This is a genomic window from Pseudoclavibacter sp. RFBI5 (assembly GCF_002931395.1).
Classification (GTDB): Bacteria; Actinomycetota; Actinomycetes; order Actinomycetales; family Microbacteriaceae; genus Pseudoclavibacter.
The window spans coordinates 34,282-51,645 of sequence record NZ_PSYA01000012.1; the positions used below are offsets into that span (position 1 = coordinate 34,282).

Consider the following 17,364-nt stretch of genomic DNA (forward strand, 5'->3'; position numbering starts at 1 on the left):
AAGGGATGCTCCCGCTCGGAAACGGGCGGGAGCATCCCTTTTCCGCATCCGCTGCCGCATCCACCGCCGCTTCTCGCCGCGTTGCTCGCGTTTCTTTGACAGGACGCGTTCGGTGACGCCAGGCTGGAACGGTGCAGACGACAACGCCGACCACCCCGTCCACCCGTGACAAGCTCTCCGTCTGCGTCTTCCTGGCGTTGGCGTTCGGCCTCTCCTGGCTGGTCGCGCTTCCCCTCTGGCTCGGCGATGGGCTCGCCAACCCCTGGTTCCCCGTCATCTCGATCGCCATGATGCTGACCCCGGCAGTCGCCGCCCTGGTCACGGTGTTCGCCTTCGAGCGCCCTGCACGGCCGTGGCGCGCGCTCGGCCTCGTGCCGCTGAAGCCGGCGGGCAGACTCATCGCGTACCTGGCGCTCGCCGTCGTCGTCCCGGTCGCCCTCATCTTCGCCGCCCTGCCCATCGGCGTCCTCTTCGGCGTCTACTCCATGGACCTCGTGAACTTCTCCGGCTTCCAGGCGATGCTGGACGAGCAGCTCGCCGCCGAAGGCGTCGGCAACCTCGAGCTCCCCCTCCCGGTTGTCGTGCTCGTGCTGCTGCAGCTCGTGAGCATCCCCGTCGGCGCGTTCCTCAACCTCATCCCCGCCCTCGGCGAGGAACTGGGGTGGCGCGGCTGGCTGCTCCCGAAGCTCCTGAGGCTCGGCACCGTCCCCGCGCTGCTCATCTCGGGCGTCATCTGGGGCCTCTGGCACGCACCGCTGATCCTCCTCGGCTACAACTACGTGGATGCGCCAGGATGGCTCGGGCTGACCATGATGACGGGGATGTGCATCCTCGTCGGGGCCGTGTTCGCGTGGCTGCGCATCCGCTCGGAATCGGTGTGGCCGGCCGCGCTCGCACACGGTGCCTTCAACGCCGCAGCGGGCTCGTACCTGCTGTTCGCCGCGGCCGGCGAGCGGGTCGACACGACGCAGGCCACGATCCTCGGCTGGACCGGATGGATCGTGCCGCTCATCTTCGTGGCCGTGCTCCTCGCGACGAAGCAGTTCGCGCCGTCCAAGCCCGCGCCGACGCAGGTGGCGCCGCAGCTGCACCAAGGCAACCCGCAGGTGCACCCGTAGCGGAGGGCGCAGACTTGGCGGATGCAGACTTCACCGCCAGCAGACCACCGACCGGCCGGCTCCAGCGCGCCACAGGACGCGCGCACGGCGCACGCGGGGCGCACGCCCCGGACCTCGGTGGCGCGGACGATCGCGCGCGTGGTGCTCGGCGGATTCCTGCTGTTGGCGGGGGCCGCGCACCTGTCGTTCGCACGCGCCGAGTTTCAGGCGCAGGTGCCGACGTGGCTGCCGCTCGACGCGGACTTCGTCGTGCTCGCCTCCGGCGTCGTCGAGGTGCTGCTGGGGCTGGCGCTCATCGCGGCGGGCCGCTGGCGGGTCGCCGTCGGCTTCGTCGTCGCCGCGTTCTTCCTGGCGGTCTTCCCCGGGAACATCTCCCAGTACGTCACGGGGACGGATGCGTTCGGCCTGGATACCGACGCGGCCCGGCTCATCCGCCTGCCGTTCCAGGTGCTGCTCATCGCGCTGGCGCTCTGGTCGACCGCCGCGTGGCGCGACCGACGCGAGCTGCTCGCCCCGTTCCGGCGCGGCGACGCTCAGGGCCAGCGCTGAACCACGCCGTCGTGGGCGATCGAGCGAGCCGATGCTCTAGATTCCATGTATGACTGATTCCGGCAGCGCAGCCCCGCCAGCCACCGGAAACTCGGGCGTCGCCCCGCTGCTGGTGCTCGGCAAGATCACGGACATCCTCGACAGCTTCACGCTTGAGTCGCCCTCACTGTCGCTCGCGGAGATCCGCACGAAGACCGGTCTCCCCACCTCCACGACGCAGCGCCTCGTGACGAACCTCGTCGCGCAGGGCTTCCTCGACCGCGACGACGACCGGTTCCGGATCGGGCTGCGGATGGCGTACTGGTCTGCGCCAGCCGTTCGCGGCATCAAGGCGATCGACCTGCTCGCGCCGCTCCTGCGCGAGCTGCGTCAGGCGACCGGCGAGAGCGCGACTCTCTTCCGCGCCGACGACGATTACCGCGTCTGCATCGCCGTCGACGAGACGCGGCATGAGCTGAAGCAGGATGTCCACGTCGGCAAGGTCGCGCCGCTCACGGTCGGTTCCGCGGGGCGGGTCCTGCTCGCCTGGAACGCTGACCTCCGCGAGAGCATCCTCGCCGGGCCGATCCCCGACCTCGCGGCGAGCACCATCACCGACCCGGTCGAGCTGCGAGCCGTGCTCGAGCAGACCAGGGAAGACGGGTTCGCGATCACCCGCAACGAGCGCATCGACGGCCTCGTCGGGGTGGCAGCCCCGGTGTTCGAGCCGAGCGGACGGGTGCGGATGGCGCTGGGAGTGAGCGGGCCGGCCGCCCGCATCCAGCCGAAGATGCTCGAGGACTGGGCTCCGATGCTCGTCGAGACGGCCGAACGCGCGACGCGCCTCATCGGCGGTCGCGCTCCCGCCGAGTAGCGGCGCAGCCTACGCCGGCACGACCCATTCGAACGCGGGGGCCTTGGAGCGAGCGCCCTGGCGGGCCTTCGATCGGTTCGGCTCTTCGAGGTCGACGAGCAGCGCCTCCGATTCGCGGACGATCTGGGCGAACGCCGCCGGGGTGAGCCACTCGGGGCGCATCGCGAAGAGCAGGTCCTCCGTGGCCGTGTTGCCGCTGGCCCCCGGAGCGAACGGGCATCCGCCGAGCCCTCCGAGCGCGCCGTCGACGACGCTCGCACCCGCGAGGACCGCCGCGATCGAGTTCGTGACGCCCGCACCCCAGGTGTCGTGGCCGTGGAACACGATCTCCCGCTTCGGCGACTCGGCGACGACCCTGGAGATGAGCGAGGACACCTGTCCGGGGTGCGCTTGGCCCAGGGTGTCGCAGATGACGATGTCCTCAGCGCCCTCGGCCCTGGGGTCGTTGGCGATCCGGATGACCCGGTCCGGGTCGACCTGCCCGTCGAAGGGGCACGTGAAGGAGGTCGCGAGGCACAGCTGGATGCGCCCGCCGGCCTGATGGGTCAGGGCGACGGCGTCCGGCATGGCCGCGAGGCTCGTGTCGGTGGTCCGCCCGATGTTCGCCTGGTTGTGGGCGTCGGAGACCGAGAGGCAGTACTGGAAGTTCTTCGCCCCGGCGGCCGCGGCCTTCTCGATGTGCCGCGGGGTCGCGACCCACACCCAGCTGTGCTCGAGCTCCTCCGGGGTGAGCGCCTCGATGACCTCGAGCGTGTTGGCCATGGGCGGGACGAGGTCGCCGCGCGCCATCGAGCCGATCTCGAGCTCTGGCACCCCGGCCGAGAAGAGCTCGCGCGCGAGCTCGACCTTGCGCTGGGTCGACAGCAGCTTGCCGGTGAGCTGCAGGCCGTCGCGCAGGGTGACGTCGCGCAGACGCGCGGAGGTGATCGGGTTCTGGCTCATCGTGCGTCCACCTTGCTGTTGTCGTCGGTCTGAGTCTGCCCGCTGCGGCCCGCGTAGGCCGCGAGCACCGCCTCGGTGTCCTGGCCGAGCCCGGGCGCGAGCGTGCGAATCGGCAGGGAGGCGCCGCCGAGGACCGGGACGATGCCGGGGAAGCCGACACCCTCGACGGTGGTGTCTCCGTCGGTCACGTCGAACTTCTGGATCATGTCGCGGGCCGCGTACTGCGGGCTCGCGCTGATGTCCTCGGCGGTGTAGATCGGACCAGAGGGGACGCCGGCGTCGTCGAGGATGTCGAGCACCTCCTCGGCGGGGAGCGTCGCCGTCCACGCGCCGATCGCGGCGTCGAGCTCGTCGCGCCGGTCCCAGCGGAGATTGTTGGTCGCGAGGCCCGGGTCGCGGGCGAGGTCGTCTCTCCCGATGATGCCCATGAAGCGCACGAAGATCGCGTCGGCGTTGCCCGCGATCACGACGCTCTTCGCATCCCCGCACACGTACGCGTTGGTGGGGGCGATGCCCTCCATCCGCCCGCCGACCCGCTCACGGACCACCCCGTGCGCCTGGTAGTCGGGGATGAGCGACTCCATCATCGAGAACATGGCCTCGTTGAGGGCGACGTCGATGACCCGCTCCTCGAGCGGCGCGGGACCGAGGCCGGCGCCGCGGCGCTGCTCGCGCTGGAACATCGCCATCATCACGCCGTAGGCGGCGTACACGCCCGCGATGGAGTCGCCGATCGAGACGCCGACGCGGACCGGGGCGCGGTCCGGGTCGCCGACGAGGTTCCTGAACCCGCCCATGGCCTCCGCGACGGCGGCGAACCCCGGCCGGCTCGAGAGGGGCCCCGTCTGCCCGAAAGCGGAGATACGGCCGATGACGATTTCCGGGTTAATCTCGTTGAGCACGTCCGGCCCGATCCCCCACCGCTCGATGGTGCCCGGACGGAAGTTCTCGAGGACCACGTCGCAGTCGGCGGCAAGCGCGCGCACCGCATCCCGCCCCTCCTCGGTCCGGAGATCGAGGGTGATCGACTTCTTGTTGCGGTTGATGGTGTGGAACAGCATGGACGTCGTCGCACCGGGATGCAGGCGCCACGAGCGCAACTCGTCTCCCGTTCCGGGCCGCTCGACCTTGATGACCTCGGCGCCGAAGTCGGCGAGCATCCGCCCTGCCGTCGGGGCTGCGATGAAGTTCCCGAGCTCGAGCACGCGGACTCCCGCGAGCGGGGCGATCTTGGCGTTGGTGTGCATGTCGGTCCTTTCCGGACGTGATCGGTCGGTGCGTGCGGGTCAGATGAAGATGCTGAGGACAAGGGTCACGAGCAACGCGACCACCGAGGCGACGGACACACCGACGGTGCATGTCTTGAGCGTGCCCCGTGTCGTCTGTCCGAGCAACGACTGCAGGAGCCAGAACGTGTTGCTGGTGACGTGCACCGCGAAGAGCGAGCCGGCTCCCGCCGCGAGGGCGATGAGGATCGGGTCGAGGCCGATGACGGACGCGATGGGCGCGAGGATGCCTGCGGCGGTGATCGCCGAGATCGTCACCGAGCCGACGGCGATGTGCAGCACGGCCGCGATGGCCCAGACGATGAGGAGCGGCGCGAAGCTGTTGGCGCTGAACGCCTGCCCGAGGATGTCGCCGAGGCCGGTCGCCGCGACGGTCGCCGCGAGCGAACCGCCCACACCCGTGAGGATGAGGATCTGACCGCTTTCGCGGAAGCCCGCGACAACCGACTTCTCGACCGCCTTGCCGCCGACCGTGAGCCTGCCGATGATGCTCGTGCCGAGCACGGCGAGGAGCAGCGCGAAGACGGGGTCGGTCACGAGGACAAGCGCGTCGATCTCGACGCCGACGATCTGCAGGATCGCGCCCGTCGCGATGAGGCCGAGGCAGAGCAGGAGCGGCGCGAAGAGCAGGATGAGCTTCGGCTCGGAGGTCGTGGTGCGCTCGGCGACGGCGACGCCGCGGGGGACGCCGCCGACCTTGCTGAGTCGGTCGCCGACTGGGATGCTCTCGGTCTTGAGGGGCGCGACGGGCTCTGGGGAGGCGTCGATGCTGTCGTCCGCTCCGTCCTCACCTTCGACGGGCTGCGTCTCGTCCAGCTTCTCCTTCCAGAAGCCGATGCGGAACAGCAGCGTCATGATGAAGATCGAGATGACGATGGTCGGCACGATCACGATGAGGCCGAAGAGCAGCATCTGTCCGAGGGGAACACCGAGCACGCCCGCGAGCGCGAGGGCTGCGACGCCGGGCACCATGAAGACGATCCCGCATTCGAGGCCGATGGCGAGGGCCGTCGCGATGCGTGGCGTGCCGTGCTTGCCGATGAGCGGCGCCATCTTGCGAGCGAGCGGCGCGGAGATCACGAGGAGCACGTCGAGGAAGATCGACTGGAGCACGGTGCCGATCGTGAGCCCCATCGCATACGGCAGCCCCTTGGGGCCGAAGATGCGCAGCAGATGCGAGACGAGTCGCTGGATGGCGTTCATCTCGCTGAGCATCGAGCCGAGCAGCACGCCGAAGGTGATGAGGAGGCCGACCTCGGCCATGATCTCCCCGAAGCCGCCGGTGATCGTGCCGATGGTCTCGGTCGGCGGATGCCCCGTGGCTAGTCCCAGGTAGAGGGAGCCGATCACGAGGGCGACGGCGGGGTTCAGCCGGAAGCGCGTGATGAGCACGACGACGCCGAGGATGGCGATCGCCGTGTGGATGATCGTGATGATCTCTGACGTCATTGTCGTCCAATCGAGGTGGGGTCTCGCGCGGTCTCGGCCTCGCTGGGGGAGAACAGGAGTTGCTTGGCCTGGGACCGCGTCTGGCTTACATTATGTGCATGAACTCATTATGTAAGCAAGAGCCCGTATCGTGACCCGCAGCGAACAGCTCCTCGTCTCGGTGCCGACCCCCGCCCTCGCGGCCTCGATCACGCAGCTCGAGATCGCCGCCAGCCTCGAGTGCATCACCTGGGATCTGACGACGCCGTCACCCGCCCCGCACATCGACCTCGTCGTGCTCCCCTATCAGCAGGACCCGAGCCTCACCGCGAGCCTCGGGCGCACGACGACGCGACTCGTCCAGGCCCAGACGATCGGGTACGAGGACGTGCTCGCCCACCTGCCCGCTGGTCACACGGTTGCCAACGCGCGCTCCGTGCACGAGGCCTCGACGGCCGAGCTCGCACTCGGGCTCACGCTCGCGTCGCTCCGCCGCATCCCCGAGTACACGACGGCGGGGCAGCGGCACGTGTGGCACCAGCAGCCCGGCCAGAGCCTCGCCGACCGCACGGTGGCCATCGTCGGACACGGCGGCGTCGGCAAGGCCATCGAGCATCGACTGAGCGGCTTCGAGGCGAACGTGCTCCGGTTCGCGCGCTCCGCCCGCGGAGCCGATGGCGGGCCCGACCGCGTGCACCCCATCTCGAGCCTCGAGGCGCTGCTCCCCGGGGTAGACGTGGTGATCCTCACGGTGCCGCTGACCGACGAGACCAGACACCTCGTCGATGCGAGCTTCCTCGCCGCGATGCGACAGGGGTCGCTCCTCGTGAACGTCGCGCGCGGACCAGTCATCGACACGGAGGCGCTCATCGCCGCGCTCGAGGCCGGCCGCATCCGGGCCGCCCTCGACGTCACCGACCCCGAGCCGCTGCCGCCGGGGCACCGGCTCTGGGATCTCGACGGCGCACTCATCACCCCGCACGTCGGGGGCGCTTCCTCGGCGATGCATGCGCGCATGGTCGCACTCATCGACCGCCAGCTGCGCGCGCTTCTGGCCGGCGAGGCGCCGGAGAACGTCGTGGCGCACCCATGACGGCGGGAAGCGAGCACGCTCGGCGTCGCCGGCCCGGCTGACCTCCTATCGCCAGCGCGGCTCGAGGAAGCCGAGCGCCACGAGCTCGCGCACGTCGGGCACGAGGCTCGCGCGCAGGGCCTCTTCCTCGACATCGACGAGCGATGCGATGGCGGTGACGATCTGCGACCCGACGAGCTCCCCGTCGCACACCGACACGAAGCCGGTGAGTTCCGTCGACATCGACATGGTGCGGCGGAACCCCGCGCCCTGGCGGAGCATGATGATGCTCGGGTCCTCGTCGCCTGGCCGCGAGTGGCGCTCCTCGGTCACGTCGGCGGCCACGACGAGCGGCTCGTCGAAGAGCTCGTCGTCGTCGACCCCGCGCAGCCAGGTGATGGCCTCGAAGCCGTCGCGGATGTGCGCGGCGAGCGGGTGGCCGAGCGCGTGCGTGAGGTGCTCGAAGCGGCGCAGCGGACCGCCGACGGCGCCCTCGTGGGTGCGGCGGAGGAAGAACATGCCCATGCCGATGCGCTCGACATCGCGGCTCGCGAAGTCCTGCAGGTAGCGGCGGAAGGCGTGCTGCCAGCTCGAGAGCTCGGCGTTCTCAGCCGCATCCTTCAACCACATGTCGGCGTACTCCACCGGTGTCGCGTCCTCGCGCTGCACGACCCACAGGTCGACATCGTTCGCGGGCCACGTCTCGAGGCGCGAGTGCCAGTTGGCGTCGCCCTCCCGCACCTCCCAGTTGCCGAGCATGCAGGCGACGCCGCCCGGAGCGAGCACCGTGCCGAGGTCGCGCACGAGCCCCTCGACGATGCTGTCACCCGGCTTGCCACCGTCACGGTACGTGTACTGGTCGCTTCCGCCTTCGCCCTCGCGTCGGGGCGTGATGACAAACGGCGGATTCGACACGAACAGGTCGAAGTGCTCGCCGGCGACGGGCTCGAGCATGTTTCCGAGGCGCAGGCTCACGCGGTCCTCGAGGCCACCGGCGGCGATGCCGAGCGCCTCGGCGTTGAGCAGCAGGTTGAACTTCGCGAACGCGAGGGCGCGCTCCGAGATGTCGGTCGCGACGACGTGCCTGGTGTGAGCGAGCAGGTGCATGGTCTGCACGCCCATGCCGACCCCGAGGTCAAGCGCGCGGGCGACGGGTTCCCGCGGGGTGAGCTGGGCGAGCAGCGTCGTCGCCGGCCCGATGCCGACGACGTGGTCGCGGCGCAGCGGCTGGTCGCGGCCGAGCTGCACACCGCCGAGGTCGGAGGCGACCCACATCTCGACGCTGCCGTTGACGCCCTCGCTCGCGTACGGGCGCACGTCGACGAGTGCGACCACGAGCTCGTCCGCGAGCTCCTCGGCGCTGGCCTCCTGAGCCGACTCCGTGGGGCTCCGGCGCGGGACGCGAGCAACGAGGCGGGCCGCGAGCAACTCGTCGAGTGCCGGGACGTCGCCCGCCTCGACGGTCTCCGCGAGCACGAACAGGCGGATGAGCGCGGAGAGCGCGTCGTCCGGCTCACGCGAGAGGGCGAACGACGCAGGCTCGAGCAGGTCACGGTGCAGCGCATCCGCCGCTTCGGCCCCCAGACGCGACTCGACCCCGTCGACGGTGAAGCCAGCGCCGGCGAACGTCACCGCGAGCGCGCGGAGCAGCGCCTCGTCGGTGCTGTCGGGGGCGTCGCTCGGGTCGTCGAACGTGAAGTCGTCAGGAGTGGAGGCGGAAGAGGCATGGCGCGCGTGGGAAGTCACCCGTCAATTATGCGGATGTGCACCGACAGCCGCGCGCGGCTCCCAGGCTGCCGGGTCGCGCAGCTCCGCGATCGCCTCGATCGTGCGGATCCGCACTTCCACGTCGTGCGTCGTGGCGGCGAGGATCACCTCGTCGGCCCCCGTGCGCTCGATGAGGCGGTCGATGCCGTCGGCGACCATCTCGGGGGTCCCGACAAGCTGCGTGCCGGTCGTCGCGTCGTAGAGGGAGCGGTCCTGCATCCGGTCCGCGTACGCGGCGGCGCCCTCTGGCGAGAGGACCCTCGTAGGGCGGCCGAACCGGATCTGATGCATGGCCGCCCTGCTGGGGAGCGCGAGGCGGGTGGCCTCCTCGACCGTCTCCGCGGCGATCGCGGAGACCGACACCATGAAGTGCGGTTCGGCGAGCACGGGCGACGGCACGAAGTGGTCGCGGTAGTGGTCGGCGGCGGCCTTGGGGTCTGCGTGCATCGCGAAGTGGTGCGCGAAGGTGTACGGCAGGCCGAAGGCGGCGGCCAGCTCTGCCCCGTAGAGGCTCGAGCCGAGGAGCCAGATCTGGGGGTTCGTCACCGCGCCCGGGCTGACTCGGAGGCGATTGAGCACCTCACGGTCGTGCTCCGCCCTCACGTCGCCCAGATAGCCCATGAGCTCGAGCACGTCGTTGGGGAACTCGTCGACGCGATCACGGGAGAGATCGCGACGCATCGCGGCGGCGGTGAACGGGTCGGTGCCGGGCGCGCGGCCCAGTCCGAGGTCGATGCGCCCGGGGTAGAGCGACTCGAGGGTCGCGAACTGCTCGGCGATGACGAAGGGTGCGTGGTTCGGCAGCATGACGCCGCCCGAGCCGAGGCGGATACGCTGCGTGCCCGCGCCGAGGGCCGCGAGCAGCACGGGCGGTGTCGTCGAGGCGACGAGTTCGGTGTTGTGGTGCTCGGCGACCCAGTAGCGGTGGTACCCGAGCTCGTCGGCTCGCCGCACCAGGCGGGCGGATGCGGCCACGGCGTCGGCACTCGACTGCCCTTCGGCGACGGGGATGAGGTCGAGCACGGAGAGCGTGGGCGTTCCTGGCATGGTCGGGGCAACGCGCACCATCCGGCCGCTATTCCTGGATGGCCTCGGCAGCCTCACGGGGAGAAGTCCCCACCACCGGGGTTTTCGGCAGGTTCGCGGCCTGAGTGTCGGTGGCTCTGCGTAGCATGACAACGAACGGCATACCCAGCGTGCCGAAGGAGACCCCATGACCCGACACCGTCGCCGACCACGGGCTCTGCTCGCGAGCATCGGCGCGCTCGCTGCGGTCGCCTTGCTCGCGGGGTGCTCGGTGAGCGCGACGGCGACTCCCTCGGCAAACGGGTACGACGCCGTCGACGCGCCCATCGAGGGCGGCACGGTCAGCCTGCGCGACTCGTTCGAGTCCTCGGCGCAGGAATCGCACGACTTCTGGTCAGACCCCGACATGTTCAAGAACGCCGAGGGCTTCGACTACACGGCACCAGACAACGGCATCACGGTCGGCGTCGGCGACCCGGCGACCGGCGCGTTCGTCCCGCCGACCACCCCGGTGCCCGCTGCCGAGTCGGCGAACGGCTACGGAGATGTCTCGGAGGCGGTGCCCTACGACCGTGCCGGGCTCGGCGCATCCACCTTCGGTCGCCTGTACATGTCGTTCGCGAGCGGTCTCGCGGTGTGCTCGGCGACGGTCGTGAACTCCGGCGAGCGCAACATCGTCGTCACGGCGGCGCACTGCCTCGTCGACTTCGAGAGCAACAAGGCCATCGCGAGCAACGTCGTCTTCATCCCCGGCGACCGCGGCGACGGGGCCGAGCAGCCGTACGGTCGCTGGGCAGCCACCGACTACAGCATCCCGCAGCACTTCCTCGACAACGCCAACTACGGCGACCAGGGCGTGTACGGGGAGGGCTGGAACAACGACTTCGCGTTCCTCGTGATGGAGGAGAAAGACGGCAAGCGCATCCAGGACGTGACGGGCGGGCAGGGCATCGCCTTCGGGGTCCCGGCCAAGGCGATCACGCAGGTCGGCTATCCGAGTGCGAGCCCCTACGACGGCTCTGAGGAGTACATGTGCGCCTCCAGCCAGTGGCGGGAGGGCTCAGCAGGCGGATACACCCACATGTGCAGCATGACGCCGGGAGGCTCGGGTGGGGCCTGGCTCGTCTACTACGACACGGCGATCGGGGCCGGCTACGTCGCCGCAACCTCGTCGACCGTCCTCTCGTCGGCGAACCCGCCGTTCCGGTGGGAGGGCTCGGTGCTCGGCCAGACCGCGCTGTCGCTGTACAACGAGCTCGGGGGGTCCTGATGCGCACCCAACGCCTCATCGCAGGTGCGACCGCGCTGCTCGTCGGGCTCGTGCTCTCCGGGTGCGCGACGACAACCCCGACAGCGGTCGCGAACCACGAGGCGAAGCTCGAGTACCACGCCGACACCGGCGCGGAGCTGCTCGGCGACTCCCTCGTCGAGGGCCTCGCCAAGGTCGAGAATTTCTCCGCCACCGCCTACACGCACGGCAAGGCCTCGACCGGGGCGACGCTCAGCACACAGCACGAGACGAGCGTGGTCGGCGCGTCCTACGTCACGAAGGAGTCGACCGCCGAGGCGGGAACCTCCATCGACGAGGTCCACATCGCTGGCAGCGACTACACCTACTACCTCTTCGGCAGCGCGTACACGACGGTCGTCTCGACCCCGTGGGCACGCCTGCCGATGGGCGACCTCGACCGCGCGAACGACCCGCAGCGCACGTGCATCCTCGGCACCGTCATCTACATGTGCAATCTGGTGAAGGCATGGCAGCTGTCGAAGGAGAGCAACGGCGAGGAGCTTCCCGAGAAGCTCGAGGTCTCGGCAGATGGCAGCAAGCACTTCACGTCGGCGGTCACGTTCGACTCGCTCGAGGAGGCCGGGCTGTACACGCTGGGCGACGACCTCCGCTCGCAGCTCAGCGACGACGAGCTCGGCACGCTGCTCCCCCTGCACGTGTGGGTCGGCACGGATGGCATCGTGCAGAAGATCGAGGTGAACGGCACGATGGATGCGGCATCGCTCGACGTCGAGGTGCAGTTCGGATTCGAGATCACGGGCACGCCGACTGCCGACGATCTGCCGGATGACCCCGCGTCGCTCGCGCCCCAGTACGTGACCAATGTGACTGCAGATCAGGCGAGCGCGTTCTGGGATGCGATCGGGAACGCGAGAACCGGCTAGGCCGGGCCCGCTCATGCACGTCGCAGCAAGCAAGCTGGAGGAACCACGATGACCTTCCCACCGCAGGGCGGCCCGCAGAGGCCGCGCGACCCCAACGATCCGCGCGACCCGCAGCAGGGGCAGCAGGCTCATCGACCGCACGGGCCCGGCCAGGGGTCGGGGCCGGAACAGCATTACGGTCAGAACCAGAACCAGAACCAGAACCAGGGCCAGGGCCAGAACCAGCAATATGCGCCGGGCCAGCAGGGTCAGGGCCAGCAGCCGGCACAGCATCAGCAGCCTTCCCAGTACGGCCAGCCGTACCCCCAGCCCGGGTACCCGGCCGCATCGGCGACGCCAGGTGCGAGCAACGCCGGTCAGGTCGGCCAGACCAGCCAGACCGGCCAGTTCGGGACGGCGTCAGGCGCGAGGTCAACCCCCAGCGCGTACGGTCCCGGCGCTCACGCGGCATCGGCGTCCGGCTTCGGGCCTGGAGCCGACTCCGGGTACGGCTCCGGGTATGGCTCCGGGTATGCGACCCCGAACGCCGCCTACGGTGTTCCGAGCGCCACCTACGGGGCGCCAGCTCCCGCATCCTCGACACAGCAGGGCTTCGGCTACCAGCAGCCGCCGGTTGGCTACCCAGGCTCAGTCACCCAAGGACCAGGCACCCAAGGGCCCGGCGTCCAAGGCCAGCAGTTCGGGCCAGGGCCAGGGCTGGCTCCGGCAGGCAAGCCGAAGCGCAACTCTCGTCTGCTCCTGATCCTCGCGATTCCCGTGGCGGCGCTCATCGCAGGTCTCGGTGGCTACTTCATCGGACAGAGCAACGGCAGCGTGCTCGCCGCGGAGCCGCTGCAGGCTGAGGTCACGCGCGTGCTGCAAGACGACTTCGGCCTCGTCGAGGTGACCGACGTCGTCTGCCCAGAGCAGGTCAAGGCCGATCAAGGCGCCGAGTTCCAATGCACGTTCACGTACGCCGAGCAGGAGCAGTCCGTGACCGTCACCGTCTCGTCAGCCGACGGCCAGGTCGTCGTCGGCGCCCCGGAGTAGCCCGGCAGGGGAAACTCCACCCGCACCCCGCACTCACACGGGCGCGCGCGCCAGCACGAGCACCGGCGACCGGCGCCAGAACGCCTACCGAGAGCCTCCGGGTCCGACGATCGGCAGCGGCACCCCATTCACGAGCAGCTCGCACTCGGGCCGGTCCGCGACGGCGACGGCCACACGGGAGGCGAGATGCTCGGGCATCTCGGGCAGGGCATCCACGGGGAACCAGGCGACATCCACCGACTCGTCGTCGCCGACCGCCGCCTCCCCGGACACCCAGGAGCAGCGGAAGACCAGGTCGCAGTACTGGGCGCGGTCACCCGTCGCGTGCACGATCTTCGGCGAGACGCTGAGGCGCACGAGCCGCTCGACGCGGACTTCGACCATCGCCTCCTCGAGGCTCTCCCGCACGGCAGCCGTCGCCGGATGCTCGCCCGGGTCGACGATGCCCGTCACCGGGCTCCAGACCCCATTGTCGGAACGCCGCACGAGCAGCACCTCCTCACCGCTGGCAGCGGACACACCAGCGGGTGCCATCGCGGGGCGGATGATGACGGCAGTCGAACCAGCAAGCCAGAGCGGATGCTCCGGCCCGATCTTGGCGCGCAGCTCGGCGACGAACTCAGGAATGGGCATGGGCCCTATCCAACCGCAACTCCGAAGACGAGGCCGAGCACGTACGTCACGGCCGCGGCCCCGAAGCCGATGAGCAGCTGGCGTCCGGCGCGACGCCACGGCGGACCGCCAGACAGCACGCCGACGATGGCGCCCGTCGAGAGAAGCGCGACTCCGACGACCGCCGCGGACACCACCACGGCGGAGATCCCGCTCATTCCGAAGATGTAGGGAAGCACCGGGAGGAGCGCGCCGCCGGCGAAGAAGCAGAAGCTGGAGAGGGCCGCGGTCCATGCGGTACCGAGCTCCTCGTGCTCTTCCTCGGCGGACTGCAGCGAGATCGGGCCGGATTCCGGGTCGGCGCCCTGCAGCGCGAACACGCGGTGCGCGTAGCTGCGAGCCTCGTCCTCGCCCATGCCGCGGGCACGGTAGACGAGCTCCAGCTCGTTCGCGTTCACGTCGAGCCGCTGGATGGTCTGGGGAGTATCCGGGCTTGGCGTCGACGCCTCAAGGAGCTCACGCTGCGAGCGGACGGACACGTACTCGCCCGCCGCCATCGACAACGCTCCGGCGAGGAGCCCGGAGAGGCCCGTCGCGAGGATGATCACCGTGGGCGCACCGGTCGCGCCGATGCCGAGCACGAGGGCGAGGTTCGAGACGAGCCCGTCGTTGGCGCCGAACACCGCCGCCCGGAAACCGCCAGACATGCGGGAGCGGCTGCGCATTGCCAGGCCCCGCACGACCTCCTCGTGGATGCGCTCGTCTGCCGCCATCTCGGGGGTCGCGTCCGCTTCGCGCTCGTACGGCGAACGTGACTCTGCTCGCTGGATGAGCGCCAGCACGAAGAGAGAGCCGAAGCGGCGCGCGAACCAGCCGAAGAGGCGCGTGCCGAGTTGTGCGCGCACCCCGCCGTCGCCCGCCGGGCCGAGGAGGCTCAGCCAGTGCTCCTCGTGCCGCACCTCGGCGCTCGCGAGACCCAGCAGGATCTCACGCTCCTCGCCCTCGCGCTTCGCCGCGAGGTCTCGGTACACGGACCCTTCGGCGCGCTCATCGGCGAGGTAGCGGCGCCAGCGGCGAATGTCGGCAGCGCTCGGCTCGCGGGAGAGATCCCCGGTTCCGGGCCCGCGCTGCGGCTGCGGGGGTGGTGTCTGCGGCATGGGCCATGCATCCTTCGTGGGGACGCCTCGAGCCCGAATGGAGCACGGGCATCGTTGACAACGTTGCCCCAACGCTACGTGCGCACGCCCCGGTTTCCGCAACCTCGCAGAGAAGTTCGGCGCACCGGAGCGGAGCGCCTCGCCGCCTTTCTCGAGCTACTCGCCGGCCGCGCCCGCCTCGGTGACCGAGACGTCGGCACGGGTGAAGTTCATGAACGACCTCGAAGCGGTCGGGCCGCGCTGCCCGAGGTAGCGGGAGCTGTAGATCGCGGAGCCGTAGGGGTGCTCCGCGGCACTCGAGAGCTGGAAGAAGCAGAGCTGGCCGATCTTCATGCCGGGCCAGAGCTTGATGGGGAGCGTCGCGACGTTCGACAGCTCCAACGTGACGTGCCCCGTGAAGCCGGGGTCGATGAATCCGGCTGTCGAGTGCGTGAGCAGCCCGAGCCTGCCGAGCGAGCTCTTGCCTTCGAGCCGAGCAGCGACATCGTCGCCGAGGGTGACGCGTTCGAACGTGGAGGCGAGCACGAACTCGCCTGGGTGCAGCACGAACGGCTCGTCTGGCTTCGACGTGACCAGCCTCGTCAGCTCCGGCTGCTCCTCTGCCGGGTCGATGAACGGGTACCTGTGGTTGTCGAACAGCCGGAAGTACCTGTCGAGGCGCACGTCGATGCTCGAGGGCTGCACGAGCCCGGGCTCGTACGGCTCGAGGCCGATACGGCCCGCTTCGACGCCCTGCTTGATGTCGCGATCGCTGAGAAGCACGTCGTCAGCCTAGTTGGTCGGCGGATGCGCGAGGCTAGGCTGATGACGTGAGCAGAAACGTGTGGACCGTCATCGGCGTCATCGTGGCCGTCGTGATCGCGTGGTGGCTCGTCGACGTGCTCTTCCACTTGGCCTGGATGGTGGCTCGACTGAGCATCGTCGCCGTGGTTGCCGTCATCGTGTTCTTCGTCATCCGCGCGCTCGTCGCCAAACGCGACTGAACCCGACCGGCGCGGTGCCGGTCGGGTTCAGAGTGTCAGCGCAGACCCGCGCGCTCGGGAGCGCAGCCTCAGGCTGGGATGACGTTCGCCTCGAGCTCCTCGGCCGCCCCGTCAGGCGCGGTGAACGCGCGACGCTCGCGAGGATTGGTGGGAGTGTTCGGCATGTTCGGTGGGGTGTTGTCGTTGAGCGGCGTGTACACGTTCGTGCCGATCTTCCGCCGGAACGCGAGCTCGACGCCATCCACCGTCACGTATCTGTCGACGTAGAGGGAGGGCGCCCGGCCGTCGAGCTGAGCGAAGCCGCTGAAGTACATGTCGCTGACGAGGTTCGTGACACCCTCCGTCGGCACGATGGTGCGCAGGTAGGTCATCTGGTAGCTCACGTGCCTGCCCTCAGGGAAGTCGTGTGTGCCGATCGGGTCGAGATTGCTCCAGGATGAGGAGATGCCCGGCGACCATGAGCTCGGACCGGGAAGATAGTGCACCACGATTCGCGTGCCCGTGATGACAGAACTGCTTGTTGTGTGCGTCACCCAGAGCCCGTACGCCCCGTACTCGTGATCCCTACCAGGGTTTCCCGTGATGGTGTATTGCTCTATACCGGAGCCCGGTAGGCCGAAGGCGATCCACCCGTTCAGACCCGGCGGCTGCGCCGGTATCTCTGAGCTCGCCTGGGCTGGAGCGGAGACCGCGATGGCGATCGTCGGCAGCGCCCACGCCGCCGCGGATGCGACCGCCCGTCGACTCGGCCCCTGTTTTTCGGCGCGCAGAATATCGCTCATGTTTCCCCCTGGAAGTGTCAAGCAGTGAACCGAGATTCCCCCACGTCGGTCCCACTGCAGCGTGCGGTCCACAATGACAGATCTGGAATTGGACCGCAACATTTCGGCGAGTCCGACAGGTACCCGAGGCGAGCCCTCACGGCCGCGCCGCCACCACCCCCAGGTGGCTTCGTTGTACGATGGTGGAGTTCATCGCCCCGGGGTGCTGAATACGCGGATGTAGTTCAATGGCAGAACTTCAGCTTCCCAAGCTGATAGCGCGGGTTCGATTCCCGTCATCCGCTCCACGAAAAAGGCCAGGCCGGTCGCTGGACGCGACCTGGCCTGGCCCTTTCTCTTGCCGCGGTCAGCTCTCGCCGCGACCCGTCTTCTGCTGGAGGCGGTCGATATGCTCCGACGCCTCGGCTTTTGTGATGTCCGCAGGGATCTCTTCGCCAGCCTCGCGGGCAAGCGTGTCGAGGTAGCTGCGCTGCGCGCCGGTCATCGGCTCGTCGCCGGTGACCCAGTTCGAGGGGTCCTTCTCCGTGCCGTTCTCATCGGGCTCGGTTGCTCCGAGCATTTCACCTTCGTGTGTCTCTGCCATAC

18 protein-coding genes and 1 tRNA gene are annotated in these 17,364 nt (G+C 69.5%); 9 read left to right on the top strand and 10 right to left on the bottom strand.

The features are described 5' to 3' along the window. The first annotated feature begins 131 nt into the window (after positions 1–131). The 3 genes from C5E06_RS15220 to C5E06_RS15230 are packed head-to-tail and all read left to right on the top strand — an operon-like array spanning position 132 to position 2,520. On the top strand, positions 132–1,118 hold the full coding sequence (locus C5E06_RS15220) for a CPBP family intramembrane glutamic endopeptidase (protein WP_104307473.1): 987 nt from the start codon (positions 132–134) through the stop codon (positions 1,116–1,118). 21 nt (positions 1,119–1,139) lie between these two features. Then, complete coding sequence (locus C5E06_RS15225) at positions 1,140–1,667, top strand: hypothetical protein (protein ID WP_258067689.1); 528 nt, start codon at positions 1,140–1,142, stop codon at positions 1,665–1,667. A gap of 49 nt (positions 1,668–1,716) precedes the next feature. Next, entirely contained in the window at positions 1,717–2,520 is an 804-nt protein-coding gene (locus C5E06_RS15230) for an IclR family transcriptional regulator (RefSeq protein ID WP_104307475.1), read from the top strand. Between the two features lie 9 nt (positions 2,521–2,529). Here the strand turns inward: C5E06_RS15230 and C5E06_RS15235 are convergent, their stop codons facing one another. From C5E06_RS15235 to C5E06_RS15245, 3 genes are read right to left on the bottom strand one after another with little or no spacing between them, the layout of a single operon-like run. Next, on the bottom strand, positions 2,530–3,462 hold the full coding sequence (locus C5E06_RS15235; RefSeq protein WP_104307476.1) for a hydroxymethylglutaryl-CoA lyase: 933 nt from the start codon (positions 3,460–3,462) through the stop codon (positions 2,530–2,532). After that, complete coding sequence (locus C5E06_RS15240) at positions 3,459–4,709, bottom strand: CaiB/BaiF CoA-transferase family protein (RefSeq protein WP_104307477.1); 1,251 nt, start codon at positions 4,707–4,709, stop codon at positions 3,459–3,461. Before C5E06_RS15240 ends, C5E06_RS15235 begins: the two co-directional genes overlap by 4 nt. A 39-nt stretch (positions 4,710–4,748) precedes the next feature. Beyond that, positions 4,749–6,197: a GntP family permease gene (locus tag C5E06_RS15245; RefSeq protein WP_104300092.1), complete on the bottom strand. Its 1,449-nt coding sequence runs from the start codon at positions 6,195–6,197 to the stop codon at positions 4,749–4,751. A 130-nt stretch (positions 6,198–6,327) separates the two neighbouring features. Between C5E06_RS15245 and C5E06_RS15250 the strand changes: the two genes are divergently transcribed. Beyond that, complete coding sequence (locus tag C5E06_RS15250; RefSeq protein ID WP_104307478.1) at positions 6,328–7,269, top strand: 2-hydroxyacid dehydrogenase; 942 nt, start codon at positions 6,328–6,330, stop codon at positions 7,267–7,269. A gap of 45 nt (positions 7,270–7,314) precedes the next feature. Here C5E06_RS15250 and C5E06_RS15255 read toward each other — a convergent pair whose 3' ends face one another. Both C5E06_RS15255 and C5E06_RS15260 read right to left on the bottom strand, forming a co-directional pair. After that, entirely contained in the window at positions 7,315–8,994 is a 1,680-nt protein-coding gene (locus C5E06_RS15255; RefSeq protein WP_104307479.1) for a methyltransferase, read from the bottom strand. A 3-nt stretch (positions 8,995–8,997) separates the two neighbouring features. Beyond that, a complete protein-coding gene (locus tag C5E06_RS15260) occupies positions 8,998–10,062 on the bottom strand; it encodes an LLM class flavin-dependent oxidoreductase (protein WP_104307501.1) in 1,065 nt (354 codons plus the stop codon). A 166-nt stretch (positions 10,063–10,228) separates the two neighbouring features. Between C5E06_RS15260 and C5E06_RS15265 the strand changes: the two genes are divergently transcribed. From C5E06_RS15265 to C5E06_RS15275, 3 genes are read left to right on the top strand one after another with little or no spacing between them, the layout of a single operon-like run. Then, a complete protein-coding gene (locus C5E06_RS15265; protein WP_104243700.1) occupies positions 10,229–11,311 on the top strand; it encodes a serine protease in 1,083 nt (360 codons plus the stop codon). Then, a complete protein-coding gene (locus tag C5E06_RS15270; RefSeq protein ID WP_104300098.1) occupies positions 11,311–12,216 on the top strand; it encodes a hypothetical protein in 906 nt (301 codons plus the stop codon). Before C5E06_RS15265 ends, C5E06_RS15270 begins: the two co-directional genes overlap by 1 nt. A gap of 48 nt (positions 12,217–12,264) precedes the next feature. Then, complete coding sequence (locus C5E06_RS15275) at positions 12,265–13,245, top strand: DUF4333 domain-containing protein (RefSeq protein ID WP_104307480.1); 981 nt, start codon at positions 12,265–12,267, stop codon at positions 13,243–13,245. A gap of 84 nt (positions 13,246–13,329) precedes the next feature. Here the strand turns inward: C5E06_RS15275 and C5E06_RS15280 are convergent, their stop codons facing one another. From C5E06_RS15280 to dcd, 3 genes are all read right to left on the bottom strand, one after another. Next, positions 13,330–13,878 (bottom strand): NUDIX domain-containing protein, encoded by a 549-nt coding sequence (locus tag C5E06_RS15280; RefSeq protein WP_104307481.1) that lies wholly within the window; start codon positions 13,876–13,878, stop codon positions 13,330–13,332. Between the two features lie 5 nt (positions 13,879–13,883). Then, complete coding sequence (locus C5E06_RS15285) at positions 13,884–15,014, bottom strand: VIT1/CCC1 transporter family protein (protein WP_104243708.1); 1,131 nt, start codon at positions 15,012–15,014, stop codon at positions 13,884–13,886. Positions 15,015–15,170: 156 nt separating this feature from the next. Continuing rightward, positions 15,171–15,776, bottom strand: a complete 606-nt coding sequence (gene dcd, locus C5E06_RS15290; RefSeq protein ID WP_104300105.1) for a dCTP deaminase — start codon at positions 15,774–15,776, stop codon at positions 15,171–15,173. A gap of 47 nt (positions 15,777–15,823) precedes the next feature. Between dcd and C5E06_RS19400 the strand changes: the two genes are divergently transcribed. Then, complete coding sequence (locus C5E06_RS19400; protein ID WP_181058052.1) at positions 15,824–15,997, top strand: hypothetical protein; 174 nt, start codon at positions 15,824–15,826, stop codon at positions 15,995–15,997. A gap of 68 nt (positions 15,998–16,065) precedes the next feature. On the opposite strand, the gene C5E06_RS15295 is transcribed toward C5E06_RS19400, so the two are convergent. Further along, positions 16,066–16,779 (bottom strand): hypothetical protein, encoded by a 714-nt coding sequence (locus C5E06_RS15295; protein WP_146081401.1) that lies wholly within the window; start codon positions 16,777–16,779, stop codon positions 16,066–16,068. 213 nt (positions 16,780–16,992) lie between these two features. On the opposite strand from C5E06_RS15295, the gene C5E06_RS15300 reads away from it, so the two are divergent. Beyond that, positions 16,993–17,066: transfer RNA gene (locus tag C5E06_RS15300), tRNA-Gly, on the top strand. A 59-nt stretch (positions 17,067–17,125) separates the two neighbouring features. Here the strand turns inward: C5E06_RS15300 and C5E06_RS15305 are convergent. Beyond that, positions 17,126–17,362 (bottom strand): DUF3072 domain-containing protein, encoded by a 237-nt coding sequence (locus C5E06_RS15305; RefSeq protein ID WP_104243732.1) that lies wholly within the window; start codon positions 17,360–17,362, stop codon positions 17,126–17,128. Positions 17,363–17,364: the final 2 nt, after the last annotated feature.